At 74.4% G+C, this 17468-nt stretch carries 12 protein-coding genes; 7 read left to right on the forward strand and 5 right to left on the reverse strand.

Annotated features, from left to right (window positions below; all coding sequences use genetic code 11):
- Nucleotides 1–10: 10 nt before the first annotated feature.
- Together AB0447_RS29675 and AB0447_RS29680 are read right to left on the reverse strand one after the other, a co-directional pair.
- A complete protein-coding gene (locus AB0447_RS29675; RefSeq protein ID WP_366479916.1) occupies nt 11–1576 on the reverse strand; it encodes a M23 family metallopeptidase in 1566 nt (521 codons plus the stop codon).
- 220 nt (nt 1577–1796) lie between these two features.
- Nucleotides 1797–2597: an alpha/beta fold hydrolase gene (locus AB0447_RS29680; protein WP_366479917.1), complete on the reverse strand. Its 801-nt coding sequence runs from the start codon at nt 2595–2597 to the stop codon at nt 1797–1799.
- 172 nt (nt 2598–2769) lie between these two features.
- On the opposite strand from AB0447_RS29680, the gene AB0447_RS29685 reads away from it, so the two are divergent.
- The gene (locus tag AB0447_RS29685; RefSeq protein ID WP_366479918.1) at nt 2770–3174 is read left to right on the forward strand and encodes a cobalamin B12-binding domain-containing protein; all 405 of its coding nucleotides are present in this window, start codon (nt 2770–2772) and stop codon (nt 3172–3174) included.
- A 220-nt stretch (nt 3175–3394) separates the two neighbouring features.
- Here AB0447_RS29685 and AB0447_RS29690 read toward each other — a convergent pair whose 3' ends face one another.
- Together AB0447_RS29690 and AB0447_RS29695 are read right to left on the reverse strand one after the other, a co-directional pair.
- Entirely contained in the window at nt 3395–4957 is a 1563-nt protein-coding gene (locus tag AB0447_RS29690) for a DUF5691 domain-containing protein (RefSeq protein WP_366479919.1), read from the reverse strand.
- A 102-nt stretch (nt 4958–5059) separates the two neighbouring features.
- The gene (locus AB0447_RS29695) at nt 5060–6400 is read right to left on the reverse strand and encodes an SWIM zinc finger family protein (protein ID WP_366479920.1); all 1341 of its coding nucleotides are present in this window, start codon (nt 6398–6400) and stop codon (nt 5060–5062) included.
- Nucleotides 6401–6535: 135 nt separating this feature from the next.
- Here AB0447_RS29695 and AB0447_RS29700 point away from each other — a divergent pair, with 135 nt between their 5' ends.
- The 5 genes from AB0447_RS29700 to sucD all read left to right on the forward strand — a co-directional run bounded on the left by AB0447_RS29700 (nt 6536) and on the right by sucD (nt 13759).
- A complete protein-coding gene (locus tag AB0447_RS29700; RefSeq protein ID WP_366479921.1) occupies nt 6536–7642 on the forward strand; it encodes an AAA family ATPase in 1107 nt (368 codons plus the stop codon).
- Nucleotides 7639–10155 (forward strand): DUF5682 family protein, encoded by a 2517-nt coding sequence (locus tag AB0447_RS29705; RefSeq protein ID WP_366479922.1) that lies wholly within the window; start codon nt 7639–7641, stop codon nt 10153–10155. Before AB0447_RS29700 ends, AB0447_RS29705 begins: the two co-directional genes overlap by 4 nt.
- Before the next feature lie 99 nt (nt 10156–10254).
- Nucleotides 10255–11412, forward strand: a complete 1158-nt coding sequence (locus tag AB0447_RS29710; RefSeq protein WP_366479923.1) for a VWA domain-containing protein — start codon at nt 10255–10257, stop codon at nt 11410–11412.
- Nucleotides 11413–11672: 260 nt separating this feature from the next.
- Entirely contained in the window at nt 11673–12851 is a 1179-nt protein-coding gene (gene sucC / locus AB0447_RS29715) for an ADP-forming succinate--CoA ligase subunit beta (protein WP_366479924.1), read from the forward strand.
- 23 nt (nt 12852–12874) lie between these two features.
- Entirely contained in the window at nt 12875–13759 is an 885-nt protein-coding gene (sucD, locus tag AB0447_RS29720) for a succinate--CoA ligase subunit alpha (RefSeq protein WP_030031032.1), read from the forward strand.
- A gap of 141 nt (nt 13760–13900) precedes the next feature.
- Here the strand turns inward: sucD and AB0447_RS29725 are convergent, their stop codons facing one another.
- On the reverse strand, nt 13901–15448 hold the full coding sequence (locus AB0447_RS29725; protein WP_366479925.1) for a helix-turn-helix domain-containing protein: 1548 nt from the start codon (nt 15446–15448) through the stop codon (nt 13901–13903).
- Between the two features lie 110 nt (nt 15449–15558).
- Here AB0447_RS29725 and AB0447_RS29730 point away from each other — a divergent pair, with 110 nt between their 5' ends.
- Complete coding sequence (locus tag AB0447_RS29730) at nt 15559–17346, forward strand: DUF6350 family protein (protein ID WP_366479926.1); 1788 nt, start codon at nt 15559–15561, stop codon at nt 17344–17346.
- The last annotated feature ends 122 nt before the right edge of the window (nt 17347–17468 follow it).

Raw genomic sequence — 17468 nt, forward strand, 5'->3', positions numbered from 1 at the left:
TGGGCCTGGGCTAGTTCGGGTTGAGGCCGTGGCGGCGGAGCCACGAGCTCGGGTCGATCGGGGCCCCGCCGCCGGGCCGTACCTCGAAGTGGAGGTGCGGTCCGGTGGAGTTGCCCGAGTTGCCGGAGTACGCGATGACGTCGCCGGCCTTGACCTTGCCGGACCGGATCTTGGTGGTGCTCAGGTGGCAGTACCAGGTCTCGGTGCCGTCGGGTGAGGTGACTATGGCCATGTTGCCGTAGGCGCTGTTGTACTGGGTGCGCACGACCCCGTCGGTGGCGGCCATGACCGGCGTGCCGTAGGAGACCGGGAAATCGATGCCGGTGTGCACGGACATCCACATGCCGCCGGACTGGCCGTAGCCGGCGCTGAGGCCGGCCTGCCTGACCGGGAGCGCGAACTTGGGGCGGAGCGCCTCCTTGCGGGCCGCTTCCTCGGCCCGCTTCTTGCGGTCCTCTTCCTGACGGACCTTCAGGTCGATGCGTTCCTGGGTGCGGCTCGCCCGGTCCGCGAAATCGCCGGCGTCCGCGCTGAGGGCGGCGAGCTGGGTGTCGAGCTTGGTGTTCGAGGCGGCCGGTTTGACCGAGGCCGGGTCGGGCGCGGCGACGGTGGTGATCTCGTCGTCCGGCTTCTCGCCGCCGCCGGTGAGCCCGCCGACGGAAGCGGCGGCGACACCCGCGACACCCATGACGCAGGCGGAAGGCACGGCCACGGTCAGCAGGGCGGAACGCTTCGCCGGGGTGCGGCGCCGACTGCCGGCGGCGGCCCGGGTGCTGCCGCCCTTGGCAGCGGAAGTGCCCTTGCCGGAGCCGCCCTTGGCCGTGCTGCCCTTGGCGGAGCTGCCCTTGGCGGCGGCGCGGCGCGCGGCGCGCGGCACGGGGGTCGCCTCCGGGGCCGGCTGCTGCGGCATGGTCTGGGTCTCGGCGCCGTGCACTCCGGTCGACGGGCCGGCCTCGGCCTCGGCCTGGGCTTCGGCGTCGGTCTCGTCCGGTCCGGCCGACTCGTCCTGCTCGGGCGGAATGACCTCGAAGGTGGCGGTCGGCGCCGGAACCTCGGTGGCGAGTTCACCGCTCTCGTAGCCCGTTGTGTAGCTCGTTGCGTAGTCCGCCGAGTACTCCGCCGCGTACTCCGTCGGGTAGTCGCCCTGCGGTTGCGCGTACTCGTACTCGTACGCGTACTGCTGGGGCGGTTCCTCCTGCGCCACGGTGTTCCAGGCGGTCGCGTCGTACGCGCCGGTCTCGGTCCCTATGGTGGTGCCGTAGCCGGGCATCGCCCAGTTGCCGGTCTGCTCGGCCGAGGTGTCGTAGCCGAAGGAGGTCGGCTGATACTCCGCCGCGTACCACTGGCCGGTGCCGTCCTGGGGAACGGACTGCGCGGGAATGCCCGTGGACCACGCGGTCGTGTCGTACACGCCGGTCGTCTCGTGGGAGGCGTAGGGAGTGAACCCGCCTGCGTAGTCGTACCCCTGGGCCTGCGTTTCAAAGGAACCGTAGGCCTGGTCGCCAGCGAAAGTGGTGGTGGAAAGGCCGTCGTACCCGAGATCGGGGTACTGGCCCGACGAGGGGCGGTCGTTCACCAACTTCTCTTTCGCCTCGGCAGTGGGGGCCTGGGTGGCCGGGGATGTGGTTACCCCGGAGGAGAGCAGTGGCGTGACTGTACCCGGCGGTTCCTGGCGGCGACAATCTTCGGCGGGTTTCGAGCCTTCAGGAACCGGGCATTCGGCCGCCTTTCGGTCGCGGGTAGGCAGACCCTTGGCCTTGAGTTCGAAATTCGTTCGACTTGCGGCGGGTTTTCGTTCAGGCGACGGACGCGGCCCCGGAGGCGCCCCGCACCGGCTGCACCGGCCCGTCGAGCACACGACGGACGGCGGCCAGTACTGCCGGATGCGCGGGCAGGGCGAGATGTCCGATACCGGTGACCTGTACGTTCTCCGCGAACAGGTCGGGGTGCTCGAGGCGGGCCGTGTCCGTCGGAGCCATCAGCTCGTCGAACTCGCTCCAGAACGCGACGAACCGGGTCCGGCAGCCGGGGGCGGGAGCGCGCAGCTCCGCCATCAGCTCCGAGTCCGGCCGCATCTGTCGGACCACCGGGTGGGCGTCCATGAACGGCGCGACCGTGGTGCCGGAGTGCGGGGTGCCGAGGGTGACCAGCGTCCGGACGCGGGCATCCCCGCCGAGGCACTGCACGTAATAGCGGGCGACCAGACCGCCGAGGCTGTGCCCCACCAGATCCACCCGGTCCTGCCCGGTCCGCGCGCACAGCTCCTCGACCCGGCGGTCCAAGCGGCGGGCGGCCTCGCGCAGATCGCGGGTCAGCGGCGAGTAGTTGTACGTCTCCACCCGGCGCCCGCCGTGCGCGGCGAGGGAGCGGCGCAGCAGGACGAAGACGGACCGGTTGTCGGTGAACCCGTGCAGCAGCAGCGCGGGCGGCCGCGCGCCGGGCGTATCGCCCCTCCCGGGCGGCGGGGTGCGCTCCTGGCGGATCCCGGTCGGGTAGAGGAGCAGATGTCCGGCCAGCACCACCAGCTCCAGCGCGGCGGCACGCAGCGCGGCACCGGAACGGGGCACCGGACCGGCGAGTAGAAGTGAAAGCCCCATCCGACGCCCTCCCCCGATGCGCCGGCAGCACCACCGTGCCGTGCGGCTGTCGGCACGGTGGCCCTGCGCCCCCGTACGGTGCTTGCTCTGTGATTTCCCCCTCGTGGTTGACCGCGAAACGGTGTCGTGCGGGATGCTGTACTTAACGTTCGTTCACTCGGGAGGCAGTGCGATGGGTGTGACCGGTCCGATCCGTGTGGTGGTGGCCAAGCCGGGTCTCGACGGCCACGACCGCGGCGCAAAGGTGATCGCGCGCGCGCTGCGCGACGCGGGCATGGAGGTCATCTACACGGGCCTGCACCAGACCCCCGAACAGATCGTGGACACGGCCATTCAGGAGGACGCCGACGCGATCGGCCTGTCCATCCTGTCGGGCGCGCACAACACGCTCTTCGTCCGGGTCCTGGAGCTCCTGAAGGAGCGCGACGCGGAGGACATCAAGGTCTTCGGCGGCGGGATCATCCCGGAGGCGGACATCGCTCCGCTGAAGGACAAGGGGGTGGCCGAGATCTTCACCCCGGGGGCCACGACGACGGCGATCGTGGACTGGGTCCGCGCCAACGTCCGCGCGGCGTAGTTCTGCGCGTTGCGCTGGGCGGCTGGGTGCGGCGCCGTTGCCGGGGGCCGGCCCCCGGACCCCCGCGCCTCAAACGCCGGCGGGGCTGAAAATGCCGCTGCGCGGCATTCCAGCCCGCGCGGCGTTTGAGCGCACCCGGCGCGAAGCGCCGGACGGGGGGCTGGGGGCTTGCCCCCAGTTTCGGGAAGGGGCGGGGAGGGGAACAGCCCCGCGCAGCGGTTCAGCCCGTCCCCGCCAGTTCCGTCAGCATCGCCGCGCGGAGCCGCAAAGTGGCGACCAGCCGCTGGAACGCCTCCGCCCAGTACGAGCCGGCCCCGGGCGACGCTTCCGAAGGGTCCGGCTCCGGCGCAGCGGCCAGAGCGGCCTCGAGCCGCCCCGCCTCCGCAGGGTCGAGGCACCGCTCCGCCAACCCCATCACCCCGCTGAAGCTCCACGGGTAGCTGCCCGCCTCCCGCGCCGCCTCCAGCGCGTCCACCACCGCCCGGCCCAGCTCCCCGGCCCAGGGGACCTCGCAGACCCCGAGCAGCTGGAACGCCTCGGACAGGCCGTGCGCCCGTACGAACTCCGCCACCCAGGCGGCCCGTTCCGCCTCGCTCAGGGTCTCCAGCAGTTTCGCCCGCTCCGCCAGGGACGCCGTCCCCGGCCCGGCGGCCGGGGGAGCGGCCGCCGCGCCCAGCAGGGCCTTCGACCACTCCGGGTTCCGCTGCCGGACGGCGGCCCGGCACCAGGCGGCGTGCAGTTCCTCCGCCCAGCCCTCCGCGACCGGTGCCGCCACGATCTCCGCCGGGCCCAGCCCGCCGAACCGGTCCCGCCAGCAGGCCAGCGGCGCCGCCTCCACCAGCTGGCCCAGCCACCAGGCGCGTTCCCCGCGGCCGGCCGGCGGGCGCCGGACCACCCCGTCGCGCTCCATCCCCTCGTCGCACTCGGCGGGCGGGGTCACCCCTTCGGGGCCGACGCATTCCAGCGCCCGCTCGGCCATCCGCCCGGCCAGCGCGGATCCGGGCAGGGCCGACAGCAGTTCCGCGGCCAGAGTCCGCACATTGCGGCTCCGGTCGCCCAGGGCCCGTTCCAGGAACGGCTCGTCCTGCTCCGAGAGGCCCGCCCGCAGCGAGTCCAGGAACATCAGCCGGTCCTCGGCCCTCTCGGTGGACCAGGTGGTCGACAGCAGGGCGGGCGCGGCCGCCGGGTCCTCCGCCCGTACGGCACCCAGCAGGGCGACCCGCTCCGCGAACAGTCCCTCCTCCCAGAGCCGCGTCACCCCGTCCGGGTCCGCCGGGTCCGGCAGTTCCGCGCCGCCCGCCCCGCTGCGCAGGGCGAACCGCCAGTCCGGGTTGAGCCGGGCCAGCCAGCGCCCCCGGGCGCCCGCCAGGGCCAGTGCCTGCGGCCGCAGGTCCGTGCGCGCCCGGGCGGCGTCCAGCAGGGCCGGAAGCTGGGCTGCCGGGGCCCGGTAGCCGTGCCGGCCGGCGGCGGCCAGCCACTGCGGCAGCAGCTCGGTGAGGTCCGGCGCCGAGCCGCGCCGCCCGCCGCCCGCCCCGGACCGCCCGGCGAGCAGCTGGGCCAGCCGCCGCCGGGCCGGCTCGGGCGGCTCGGGCCGCGGATCCTCCGCGGCCGGTTCCGGCCGCGGGCCGGCCTCGGCCGGGCGCAGTCCGGCCCGGCGCCGCACCGCCTGGACCGCCGCCGCGTCGAGCAGCGCCTCCGGTGTGCCGCCCTGTTTCCGGTCGGTGCCCAGCAGCGCGGCGCCGACCAGTTCCTCCCAGTCCCCGTACTCCTCCGGCCCGTTCATGGCCGCCCCTCCCTCTGTTCCGTGCCCGGCCCCGGTCCCGCCCCCTCCGCGGGACCGGGGCAGATCTCCTCGGCTGTCAGCTCACGTGGTTGTCGTCGTAGCTCACGCCAGCGATACCGGCTCCCCCGTCCCCTTCTGCCAGGCGGTCAGCGGCACGAAGCCCCGATGGCCGCACTCTCCGAACACCGTCACCGGCCCGCCCCCGGACAGCGCGGCCAGCTGCCACAGCCCGGACGCGCCCCGCCCCCCGGCGGTCCGCACCGGCAAGGCGTCCTTCCCGTCCGCGTCGGCCAGCTGCCAGCCCAGCTCGCCCGGTATCGGCACGACCGGGCCGAGCACCACCGGCCAGGACTCCAGCCAGGGGTCCTCCCGCAGGGCCGTCCCGTACCCGTCGAGCGCGGCCCCCGCGCTCATCCCGGCGGGCGGCCGCCGATGCGGGGCGGGCGCGGCGTACCGGTCGCCGAGATCGGCCCGGAGGCCGGCCGAGCCGGGCCGGAACCTGGCTTCCGCCTCGAGGACCAGCCCGACCGGTATGGCCAGCTGTGGCGGCCGGCCTGGCGGGCCGAAGTCCATCACCAGGGCGGTCCGGCCGCTCTCCAGGCCCTGCAGCCAGATCCGCCGGGTGGTCAGCCGGCCGTCCGCGGAGACCGAGTCGTACTGCGCCAGCACCAGCCAGCGGTCCCGCACCGCGGCCGCCCCCTCCGCGGCCGCCGGCAGTCCCACCCTGGTCCGCACCGTCGCGGAGAGGGGTTCCGGAAGCCCGGCGACCCCCAGCCAGGCGCGGTCCAGGAGGTGCAGCAGGCCGCACTCCTCCAGCATCCGGCCCGGCCAGCCCGCGCCGGAGCTCGGTATCGTCCCCAACTCCCTCACCCGCGCGGCCAGTCCCGGCGCCTGCGCGTCGACCATCCGGGCCGCGGTCTCCTCCCACACCCCGTATCCCGCCTGTTCCTGTCCGGCCAGCCCGCCGCGCAGCAGATCGGCGAGCCGCCGCTCCAGTTCGGTCACACCCGCGCCGATCCGGGCGGCCCGCCGCTCGGACCGCCTGCGGGCCGCCTCCGGGTCTGCGGGCTCGGCCGGCCGGGCCGTCCGGGCGGCGGCCTTCGCGGTCCGCTCGGCGAGCCACTCCGCCGCCCAGTCCGGCGCCTCGGCCGGTTCGCCCAGTCCCTCCGCCGCCCAGAGCAGCAGAAGTCCCAGGGCGTGCTTGCACGGGAACTTCCGGCTCGGGCAGGAGCACTTGTACGCCGGTCCGGTCAGGTCCACGACCGTCCGGTACGGCGTGCTGCCGCTGCCCTTGCACAACCCCCACACCGCACCGGAAGCGGAACCTCCGGTCTGCGACCACGGACCCGCCCCGCCGAACTTGCCTCCCGCCTTGCGTGATGCATCGTCAGGAGCCAGAGTCAGTACCTGTTCCGCTGTCCAGCGGACCCCCTGCTCAGTCATGGAAACCACCGTAGGGACCCCCACTGACAATCGCCCTGACCTGCAACGACGTGGAGAACAGGGGGCGTTGTCAGTGGGGTGGTGCACGGTGGTGAACAGCAGCCGGAAAGGGCTGCCGAGCCTGGAGGGGGACCCATGACCACACCCGAGAACGGCACCGCCGCCGAAGTGCTGCGCCCGCACGCCGAGGACGCCTTCGCGCACGAACTGAAAGCCCTCGCGGCGGCCGACGACCGGCCCCGCCCGGCCCGCTGGAAGCTCTCCCCGTGGGCCGTCGCCACGTACCTGCTCGGCGGCACCCTCGACGACGGCACGGTGATCACCCCGAAGTACGTGGGACCCCGCCGGACCGTCGAGGTCGCCGTCACCACCCTCGCCACCGACCGGGCCCTGCTCCTGCTGGGCGTCCCCGGCACCGCCAAGACCTGGGTGTCGGAACACCTCGCCGCCGCCGTCAGCGGAGACTCCACCCTGCTCGTCCAGGGCACCGCCGGCACCCCGGAGGAAGCCATCCGGTACGGCTGGAACTACGCCCGGCTGCTCGCCCACGGCCCCAGCCGCGAGGCCCTCGTCCCGAGCCCCGTCATGCGCGCCATGGCCGAGGGGATGACCGCCCGGGTCGAGGAGCTCACCCGCATCCCCGCCGACGTCCAGGACACGCTCATCACCGTCCTGTCCGAGAAGACCCTGCCCATACCGGAGCTGGGCGAGGAGGTGCAGGCGGTGGGCGGCTTCAACCTGATCGCCACAGCCAACGACCGCGACCGCGGGGTCAACGAACTGTCCAGCGCCCTGCGCCGCCGCTTCAACACCGTGGTCCTGCCGCTGCCCGCCACCGCCGACGCCGAAGTCGACATCGTCGCCCGCCGCGTCGACCAGATGGGCCGGGCCCTGGACCTCCCGGCCGCCCCCGAGGGCCTGGAAGAGATCCGCCGGGTCGTCACCGTCTTCCGCGAGCTGCGCGAGGGCGTCACCGGCGACGGCCGGACGAAGGTCAAGTCGCCCAGCGGCACCCTCTCCACGGCCGAGGCCATCTCGGTGGTCACCAACGGCCTCGCCCTCGCCGCCCACTTCGGCGACGGCGTGCTCCGGCCCTCCGACGTGGCATCCGGCATCCTCGGCGCGGTCGTCCGCGACCCGGCGGCCGACCGGGTCGTCTGGCAGGAGTACCTGGAGGCGGTCGTCCGCGAGCGGGACGGCTGGAAGGACTTCTACCGCGCCTGCCGCGAGGTGACGGTATGACAGTGACCCCGACCGCGTCGGCGACCGCGACCGCCAAGGAGCCGCTGCTGCTCGGAGTACGGCACCACGGGCCCGGCTCCGCCCGCGCCGTGCGGGCCGCCCTCGAGGCGGCCCGGCCCGCCGCCGTTCTGATCGAGGGCCCGCCCGAGGGGGACGCCCTGCTGCCGCTGGCCGCCGACCCCGGCATGCGGCCGCCGGTCGCCCTGCTCGCGCACGCGGCCGCGGACCCGGGCCGGGCCGCGTTCTGGCCGCTGGCCGAGTTCTCCCCCGAATGGGTCGCGATCCGCTGGGCGCAGGAGGCCGGCGTACCGGTCCGGTTCATCGACCTGCCCGCCGCGCACTCGCTGGCCGCCGAGGACGACCCGCGCCCACCGGACTCGGACGGGCCGGGCGGGCCGGACACGCCGGACGCCGTACGGCTCGATCCGCTCGCCGTGCTGGCCGAGACCGCCGGGTACGAGGACCCGGAGCGCTGGTGGGAGGACGTGGTCGAGCACCGCGGCACGGGCACGGCCGACCCGGTGGCCGCCTTCGAGGCGCTCGGCGAGGCGATGGCCGCCCTGCGCGAGGCCTACGGGGACGGCGGCCACGCCCGGGACCTGCTCCGCGAGGCCTACATGCGGCAGAAGATGCGGGCCGCCCGCCGGGAGTTCAGCGCGGGCTACGCGGTGGTGTGCGGGGCCTGGCACGTTCCGGCGCTGCGCGCGAAGACCACCGCGGCCGCCGACAGGTCACTGCTCGCCGGACTGCCCAAGGTGAAGGTGGAGACCGCCTGGGTGCCCTGGACGCACCGCCGCCTCGCCCGGGCCGGCGGGTACGGGGCGGGCATCACCTCCCCCGGCTGGTACGGGCACTTGTTCGGCGCCGTGGACCGGCCGGTCGAGCGCTGGCTGACCAAGATCGCGGGTCTGCTGCGGGCGGAGGACCGGCAGGTCTCCTCGGCGCACGTGATCGAGGCGGTGCGGCTGGCCGACACCCTGGCCGCGATGCGCGGGCGGCCGCTGCCCGGCCTCTCCGAAACCCTGGAGGCGGCCCGGGCGGTGATGTGCGACGGCTCCGACGTACCGCTGGCCCTGATCGAGGACCGGCTCGTCGTCGGGGACGTGCTCGGGGAGGTCCCGGAGACGGCACCGGCGGTCCCGCTGCAGCGGGACCTCACCCGGCTGCAGCGCTCGCTCCGGCTGAAGCCCGAGGCGCAGGACCGGGAGCTCGAGCTGGACCTGCGCAAGGACACCGACGCGGCGAAGAGCCGGCTGCTGCACCGGCTGCGGCTGCTCGGCGTCGACTGGGGCCGGCCGGCGGTATCCCGCGGCAGCACCGGCACCTTCCGGGAGACCTGGCGGCTGCGCTGGGAGCCGGAGCTGTCGGTGCGGGTGGCAGAGGCGGGCATATGGGGGACCACCGTGGCGGCCGCCGCGACCGCCCGGGCCGAGGCCGACGCGGCGGCCGCGGGGGAACTGGGCGAGGTCACCTCGCTCGCCGAGCGCTGCCTGCTCGCAGGGCTTCCGGAAGCCCTGCCCGCGGTGTTGAAGGCCCTCGCCGACCGGGCCGCGCTGGACACCGATGTGGCCCGGCTGGCCAGGGCCCTGCCCGCGCTGGCCCGCTCGCTGCGGTACGGGGACGTGCGCGGCACGGACACCGCGGCGCTGGGCACGGTCGCGGCGGGGCTCGCCGAGCGGATCTGCGTCGCCCTGCCGCCCGCCTGCGCGGCGGGCCTCGACGCGGACGCCGCGGCCGAGCTCCGCGACCATGTGGACGCGGTCCACGGGGCGATAGCCCTCCTGGGCCCGGCCCGGCCCCCGGCCGCGGAGGCCGCCCCCGAAGCCCAGGCGGGCGGGCCGCCCGCGGAGCTGCCCGAGCCCGGAGCCCCGATGGCACCGGATGCCGAGCCGCCCGCCGGGCCGGCAGACGGATCCACGGCCGGCGGATCCGGGGCCGTCGGCCCGGCGGATCCCGGGCTGCGGGGTCGGTGGGCCGCGGTGTTGGGCACGCTGGCCGGGCGGGAGGCGATACCCGGCCTGATCCGCGGCCGGGCCGCCCGGCTGCTGCTCGACGACGGCCGGCTGGCACCGGAGGAGACCGCCCGGCTGATGGGGCTGGCCCTGTCCCCGGCGGCCGGACCCGTCGACGCGGCCGGCTGGATCGAGGGCTTCGCCGGGGGCGGAGCGGGCGGCGGCACCCTGCTCGTCCACGACGAGCGGCTGCTCCGCCTGATCGACACCTGGCTGACCGGGATACCGGCGGGCGCCTTCACCGACGTACTGCCGCTGCTCCGGCGGACGTTCGGGGCGTACGAACCGGGCGTCCGCCGCTCCCTGGGGGAGCTGGTGCGGCGCGGTCCGGGCGGCACGACCGCGGGTTCCGGCTCCGGCCAGGCCCCGGAGGGCTTCGCCCCGGAGCTCGACCGGGCCCGCGCGGACGCGGTGATACCGCTGGTCCGGCTGCTGCTCGCGGCCGGAGCCGGGGCTGGCAGTGGGGCAGGGGCAGCGGTACCGGCGGCGGCAGCGGGCTGAGGCCGGCATCCGGGCAGCGGCCGGGACACGGCCGCGGCCCGGACCACGGGCCGCGCGCCCGGCGACAACAGAGGACGACGCCCAGAGGGGGACGGACAGATGACGGGTACGGACACGGCCGCGGTCGAGCGGCTGCGCAGGTGGCGGCTGGTGCTGGGCGGGGGAGAGGCCGACGGGACCGGCTGCGCGCTCGGCGGGCGGGACGCGGCCATGGATGCCGCGCTCGGCGCGCTCTACGGCGGCACCGGCGGCGGGAACCGCAGGAAGACGGGGGAGCGGTCGGCCGGCCTCGGCGGGTCGGCGCCGTCGGTGGCGCGCTGGCTCGGGGACATCCGCGAGTACTTCCCCAGCTCGGTCGTCCAGGTGATGCAGCGCGACGCCATCGACCGGCTCGGGCTGTCCTCGCTGCTGCTGGAGCCGGAGATGCTGGAGGCCGTCGAGCCCGACGTACACCTGGTCGGCACCCTGCTGTCCCTCAACAAGGCGATGCCGGAGACGACCAGGGAGACGGCCCGGGCGGTGGTCCGCAAGGTCGTCGAGCAACTGGAGAAGAAGCTGGCGAGCCGCACCCGGTCCACGCTCACCGGCGCCCTGGACCGGTCCGCGCGGATCAGCCGCCCCCGGCACCGGGACATCGACTGGGACCGCACCATCCGGGCGAACCTGAAGAACTACCTCCCCGAGTACCGCACGGTCGTGCCCGAGCGGCTGATCGGGTACGGCCGGGCGAGCCAGTCGGTGAAGAAGGAGGTCATCCTCTGCATCGACCAGTCCGGCTCGATGGCCGCCTCCGTCGTCTACGCCTCCGTGTTCGGCGCGGTGCTGGCCTCCATGCGGTCCATCGCCACCCGGCTGGTCGTGTTCGACACGTCCGTGGTCGACCTGACGGATCAGCTCGACGATCCGGTGGACGTGCTCTTCGGCACCCAGCTCGGTGGTGGCACCGACATCAACCGGGCCCTCGCCTACTGCCAGTCGAAGATCACCCGGCCCGCCGACACCGTGGTCGTCCTGATCAGTGATCTGTACGAGGGCGGCATCCGCAACGAGATGCTGAAGCGGGTCGCGGCCATGAAGGCCGCCGGCGTGCAGTTCGTCGCCCTGCTGGCCCTCTCCGACGAAGGTGCCCCTGCCTACGACCGCGAGCACGCGGCGGCCCTGGCCGCCCTCGGTGCCCCCGCCTTCGCCTGCACCCCCGACCTGTTCCCGGAGGTGATGGCCGCCGCGATCGAGAAGCGGCCCCTGCCACTGCCCTGACCACCCTCCCCCGAGGAATGGTGAGATCCCACGAATTTCCAGCTCAGCCGTGAGGCGATCTGTGACAGGTATCACCGCTCAGGTGTGATCTGCGATTTAGGGACCTACGTCCCACGGGGATAACCTGCGGGACGGACATGCCGCGTCCACGGTCACCGTGTGCGCTCCCCTTGTGACAGCGCCGTCACGTTGCCCTCGCGGCACGCCCACGCAGACAACCGCGAACACTGCGAATCTTTGAAGACAAGGGACGGACGCGCGTGGACCTGTTCGAGTACCAGGCGAGGGACCTCTTCGCCAAGCACGGTGTACCGGTGCTGGCCGGTGAAGTCATCGACACGCCTGAGGCGGCTCGCGAGGCCACCGAGCGGCTGGGCGGCAAGTCGGTCGTCAAGGCGCAGGTGAAGGTCGGCGGCCGCGGCAAGGCCGGCGGCGTGAAGCTCGCCGCGACCCCGGACGAGGCCGTCGCCCGCGCGACGGACATCCTGGGCATGGACATCAAGGGCCACACGGTCCACAAGGTGATGATCGCGGAGACCGCTCCCGAGATCGTCGAGGAGTACTACGTCTCCTACCTGCTCGACCGCACCAACCGCACCTTCCTGGCCATGGCCTCGGTCGCGGGTGGCATGGACATCGAGCAGGTCGCCGAGGAGACCCCCGAGAAGCTCGCCAAGGTCCCGGTCAACGCCAACGAGGGCGTCACGATCGAGAAGGCCCGCGAGATCGTCGCCCAGGCGAAGTTCCCGGCCGAGGTCGCCGAGCAGGTCGCCGAGGTCCTCGTGACCCTGTGGGCCACCTTCATCGCCGAGGACGCGCTCCTCGTCGAGGTCAACCCGCTCGCGAAGGTCGCCTCCGGCGAGGTCATCGCGCTCGACGGCAAGGTCTCGCTCGACGAGAACGCCGAGTTCCGCCAGCCGGGCCACGAGGAGTTCGTGGACCACGCTGCGGCCAACCCGCTCGAGGCGGCCGCCAAGGCCAAGAACCTCAACTACGTCAAGCTCGACGGCGAGGTTGGCATCATCGGCAACGGCGCGGGTCTCGTCATGAGCACCCTCGACGTCGTCGCCTACGCCGGCGAGAACCACGGCGGCGTCAAGCCCGCCAACTTCCTCGACATCGGCGGTGGCGCCTCCGCCGCCGTCATGGCCAACGGCCTCGAGATCATCCTCGGCGACCCGGACGTCAAGTCCGTCTTCGTCAACGTCTTCGGCGGCATCACCGCCTGTGACGAGGTCGCCAACGGCATCGTCCAGGCCCTGCAGCTGCTCAAGGACAAGGGCGAAGAGGTCACCAAGCCGCTCGTCGTCCGTCTCGACGGCAACAACGCGGAGCTGGGTCGCAAGATCCTGTCGGACGCCAACCACCCGCTGGTCCAGCGCGTGGACACCATGGACGGTGCGGCCGACAAGGCCGCCGAGCTCGCGGCTGCGAAGTAAAGGGACGAGGTCACAGACTCACCATGGCTATCTTCCTCAACAAGGACAGCAAGGTCATCGTCCAGGGCATGACCGGTGCCACGGGCATGAAGCACACCAAGCTGATGCTGGCTGACGGCACCAACATCGTCGGCGGCGTGAACCCGCGCAAGGCCGGCACCACCGTCGACTTCGACGGCACCGAGGTCCCGGTCTTCGGCTCGGTCGCCGAGGCGATGGAGAAGACGGGCGCCAACGTCTCCGTCCTCTTCGTCCCGCCGGCCTTCGCCAAGGCCGCCGTCGTCGAGGCCATCGACGCCGAGATCCCCCTCGCCGTCGTCATCACCGAGGGCATCGCGGTCCACGACTCCGCCGCCTTCTGGGCGTACGCGACCGCCAAGGGCAACAAGACCCGGATCATCGGCCCGAACTGCCCCGGCCTGATCACCCCCGGCCAGTCCAACGCCGGCATCATCCCGGGCGACATCACCAAGCCCGGCAAGATCGGTCTCGTGTCCAAGTCCGGCACGCTGACCTACCAGATGATGTACGAGCTGCGTGACATCGGCTTCACCTCGGCCGTCGGCATCGGTGGCGACCCGGTCATCGGCACCACGCACATCGACGCCCTGGAGGCCTTCGAGGCCGACCCGGAGACCGAGCTCATCGTCATGATCGGCGAGATCGGCGGCGACGCCGAGGAGCGTGCGGCGGACTTCATCGCGAAGAACGTCACCAAGCCGGTCGTCGGCTACGTCGCGGGCTTCACCGCCCCCGAGGGCAAGACCATGGGCCACGCGGGTGCGATCGTGTCCGGCTCTTCCGGCACCGCACAGGCCAAGAAGGAGGCCCTCGAGGCCGCCGGCGTGAAGGTCGGCAAGACGCCGACCGAGACCGCGAAGCTGGCGCGCGAGATCCTGAACGGCTGATCTCCCACACGGCGCACGGCGTGGCCCGCACCCCTTCGGGGGTGCGGGCCACGCCCGTTTCACCGCGGACGAGCGGATGAGCAGCTGATCGTGCGGCCGGACTACCGGACTACCGGACCACCGGACCACCGGATGAGCGGATCAGCCGGTCTTCGGTACCAGCCGTGCGGGCCCGGTGGCCGGTTCGGAGCGGAGCTTCTCGCGCAGCTGCCGGTCCTCCTCGGTGAGCGGCTGCGGGCCGTGGTGCGGCGGCACCCCGGACACGCTGGCGCCGGGGGCGATCGGCGGGTGGTACTGGGTCGGAGCGGTCGCCGCCGTGTAGGTGGCGGCGACGGCGATCACCGCGGTCAGGCCGATCGCGGCCCTGGCCCAGAACCGGTTGCGGTGCTCGCAGGCCAGCCGGACCACCGACGCAGGGCGCGGCTCCAGGCGCACCGCCGGGGTGAGCGTGCCCAGCCGGTCGTGCAGCAGCGCGGACTGCTTCTCCTCCGGTACGCCGTCCAGCTCGGGCAGCCGGTCGGCGAGGTGCGCGTGCGCGTGGACGAGGCGGTTGCCGGCGGTGGGGGTGCTGGCCTCGGTCTCGGCGGCGGTGTCGGGCAGGTCGAGCCCGATCCCGTCGTAGAGCAGGACCGTACGGCGGTGCGTGGGCGACAGCGCCAGCATCGCGTCGAGCAGGATCCGGTCGGCGGGGTCGGCCGGGGCCCGGTCGGGGTGCTTCCGGCTGTGCCGGTGCCAGGGGGAGAGCGCGTACTCGTACGCCGCTGCCCGCACCCAGCCGACCGGGTCGGGGTCGGTGGCCACCTTCGGCCAGTGGTTCCAGGCCCGCTGGAAGGCCCGCTCCACGGCATCGCGGGCGAGCCCGCGGCGGCCGGTGAGCAGGTAGGTCTGCCGGAGGAGGGCGGGCGCCGCGTACCCGTAGAGCGCGTCGAAGGCCTCGGCGGCGGTGGGCGGCGGCTCGCCCGGGGCCGGCTCCGGGTCCGGCGCCTCCTGCCTGGCCCTGTGCCGTGGCTCCGGCTGCTGTACCGGCGCGGCGGCGGTGGGCGCTGACGCGGGGTCATCGGCGGTGCCGTGCGGGCGGCCTGACGTGCCGCCGTCCGTGGCGGTGGCGGCGGCCTCGGCGGCAGCGTCCTGACGATCCGTCGGGGACGGTGCGGCGGAACCCGCCGGCCGCCCGGCCGCGGTGCCGGTGTGGGCCGAGCCGGTGACGCGCCCGCTGCCGGCCCCACCCGCCGGGGGCTTGGACGCCCGCTTCGCGGCGGCCTTCGGCCGGGTGCCGGCCGGCGCGGCGTGCCCGCCGCCGCCCTTGGCGAAGGCGCGGACGGCGCCCGCCACCCGCAGGGCCGTACTGCCGGCCGGGGACTCCTCGGCTGAGGCGGCCTCAGCTGCGCTGTCCGGGGTGTCGGTGCCGGTGCCGGTGCCGGTGCCGGTGTCGGTGTCGGTGCTCGTGGCGTCCTCGCCCGCGGCCTTGGCCGGGTTGCCGAGTTCGACCAGCAAACGGGCGTAGACCTCGCGGTTCCGGCCGCGGGGTTCGGTGCGGCCCGACTCCCAGGAGCGGACGGTGGTGGCGGTGACGCCGACCGCCGCCGCGATCTCATCGTGGGTCAGCTCACCGGATTCGCGCAGTCTGCGGCGTTCCTTGGGCGACGGGAGGGCAGTCGGCTCCGCGGCCGTGTCCACACTCTGGGTCATGCCACACCCCGGCAGGTCTGGGCGAAAAAGTACATAACCGTATATTGGGCGACACCACGGTCATTCGCCTGTTACGCGCCCACAGCGCGTGTCGTTGGGACCATGGCGGGGTGACCCAAGTGACCGAACGCGAGACGTCGTTGCCGGCACCCCCGCGGGCCCCCGTCCGCCGTCGCACACCGGCGGCCGCCGCCTGTGTACTGGGCGGCGCCATGGCGGCCGGACTGGGGCTCGGCTCCCTGGCCGTGCTCGTCATGGTGCTGTGGATCAGCTCCCCCTATCCCGACAGCGGGCCGGGCGGTGCCCTCCATGTGGCGGCCGGGCTGTGGCTCCTCTCCCACGGGACAGAGCTGATCAGGTACGACACGCTGTCCGGCGTGCCCGCGCCCGTCGGGCTGACCCCCCTGCTGCTGGTGGCCCTGCCCGTACTGCTGATCCGGCGAGCCGCCCGGCTCGCGGTGGAGGACGGGGGGCTGCCCGGCAGTGCCGTGTTCTCCGCCGTGACCTGCGGATACCTGATCGTGGGGGCGGGCGCCACGGTGTACGCGGCGGGCGGGCCGATGCCGGCCGATCCGCTGAGCGCGGCCTGGCACGTACCGCTGGTGGCCGCGGCGGCCGCCGCCAGCGGGGTGTGGGCGTCCGTGTCCGCCTCGCTCCCGTCCCTGCTGCCCGGGGGCGTACGGAAGGCACTCGCGCGCCCCCGTTATGCGCTGGCGCTGCGTGCGGGCGGCGCGGGGGCGCTCACCCTGTTGGGTGGCGGGGCGCTGCTGCTCGGGGCGTCACTGGTCTGGCACGGCGCGGCGGTACAGCACTCGTTCCTCCAGCTGACCGGGGTGTGGTCCGGGCGGTTCGCGGTCCTGCTGCTCGCCCTGGCGCTGATCCCCAACGCGGTGGTGTGGGGCGCGGCCTACGGGCTCGGGCCCGGCTTCGCCCTCGGCGTCGGCGCCACGGCCACCCCGCTGGCTTTCGCGGGTTCACCCGCGCTGCCCCGTTTCCCCCTGCTGGCGGCCCTGCCGCCGGTGGGGCCGGGGTCGCCGCTGACCTGGGTGGCGATGGGGGTGCCGGTGGTGGCCGGGCTGATCGTGGGCTGGTTCGCGGTCCGGCGGGCGCGGGACGTGTCGTACGGGGAGACGGCGTTGACGGCGGCGCTGGGCGGGGTGGTGTGCGGGGCGCTGATGGCCGTGCTGGGCTGGGCGGCGGGCGGGCCGCTGGGGAGCGGGGCGCTGGCCCGGTTCGGGCCGGTGTGGTGGGAGACGGGCGCGGCGGCGACGGCGTGGGCGGTGGGGGTGGGGGTGCCGGTTGCCGTTGCGGTGCAGGGGTGGCGGACTCGGCCGGGGTGGGGGGGTGGGGTGGAGCCGGAGGGCGGGGAGGAGTGGCATGTGAGTGGGGTGCGGGAGTTGAGGTGGGCTGCATTGCGGCAGAGCTCGGGGACGCTGATTCCGCCCTTCCCCGAGCCACTCCCGGCCCCGGCCTCTGCCCCGGCCTCGGCTCCGGCCCCGGCCTCTGCCCCGGCCTCGGCTCCGGCCCCGGCCTCTGCCCCGGCCTCGGCTCCGGCCCCTGCCCCTGTCTCGGCTCCGGCCCCTGTCTCGGCTCCGGCTCCCGCCTCGGCTCCGGCCCCTGCCCCGGTCTCCGTCTCGGCGTCGGGCCAGGCTTCGGCCCCTGCGGAGCCGCTGCTGCCGGTGGCTCCTGCGTCGGCCCCGGACGCGGACCCGGCCTCGCCCTCGGTCCCGGCTCCGGCTCCGGCCTCGGCTCCGGCTCCCGTCCCTGGGGAGCGGATGCTGCCGGTGGCTCCTGTTCCGGCTCCTGGCGAGCGGCGGGGCCCGGTGGCTCCTGGTCAGGCGTTGGTGCCCGGGGTGGCGGGGGCCAGGGTGGTGGTGCGGCGGGAGCGGGGGGTGTAGGGGGCGGGTGGGCCCTGCGGGCGGCCTTTCCCCACCCCGCCCCTTCCCGTAACCGGGGCTCCGCCCCGGACCCCGTTCGGGGCAGCTGTACCGGGAGGGCAGGCTGCTGCTGGACGTACTGG

Origin of the sequence: Streptomyces sp. NPDC051211 (assembly GCF_040689505.1) — a bacterium.
Classification (GTDB): Bacteria; Actinomycetota; Actinomycetes; order Streptomycetales; family Streptomycetaceae; genus Streptomyces.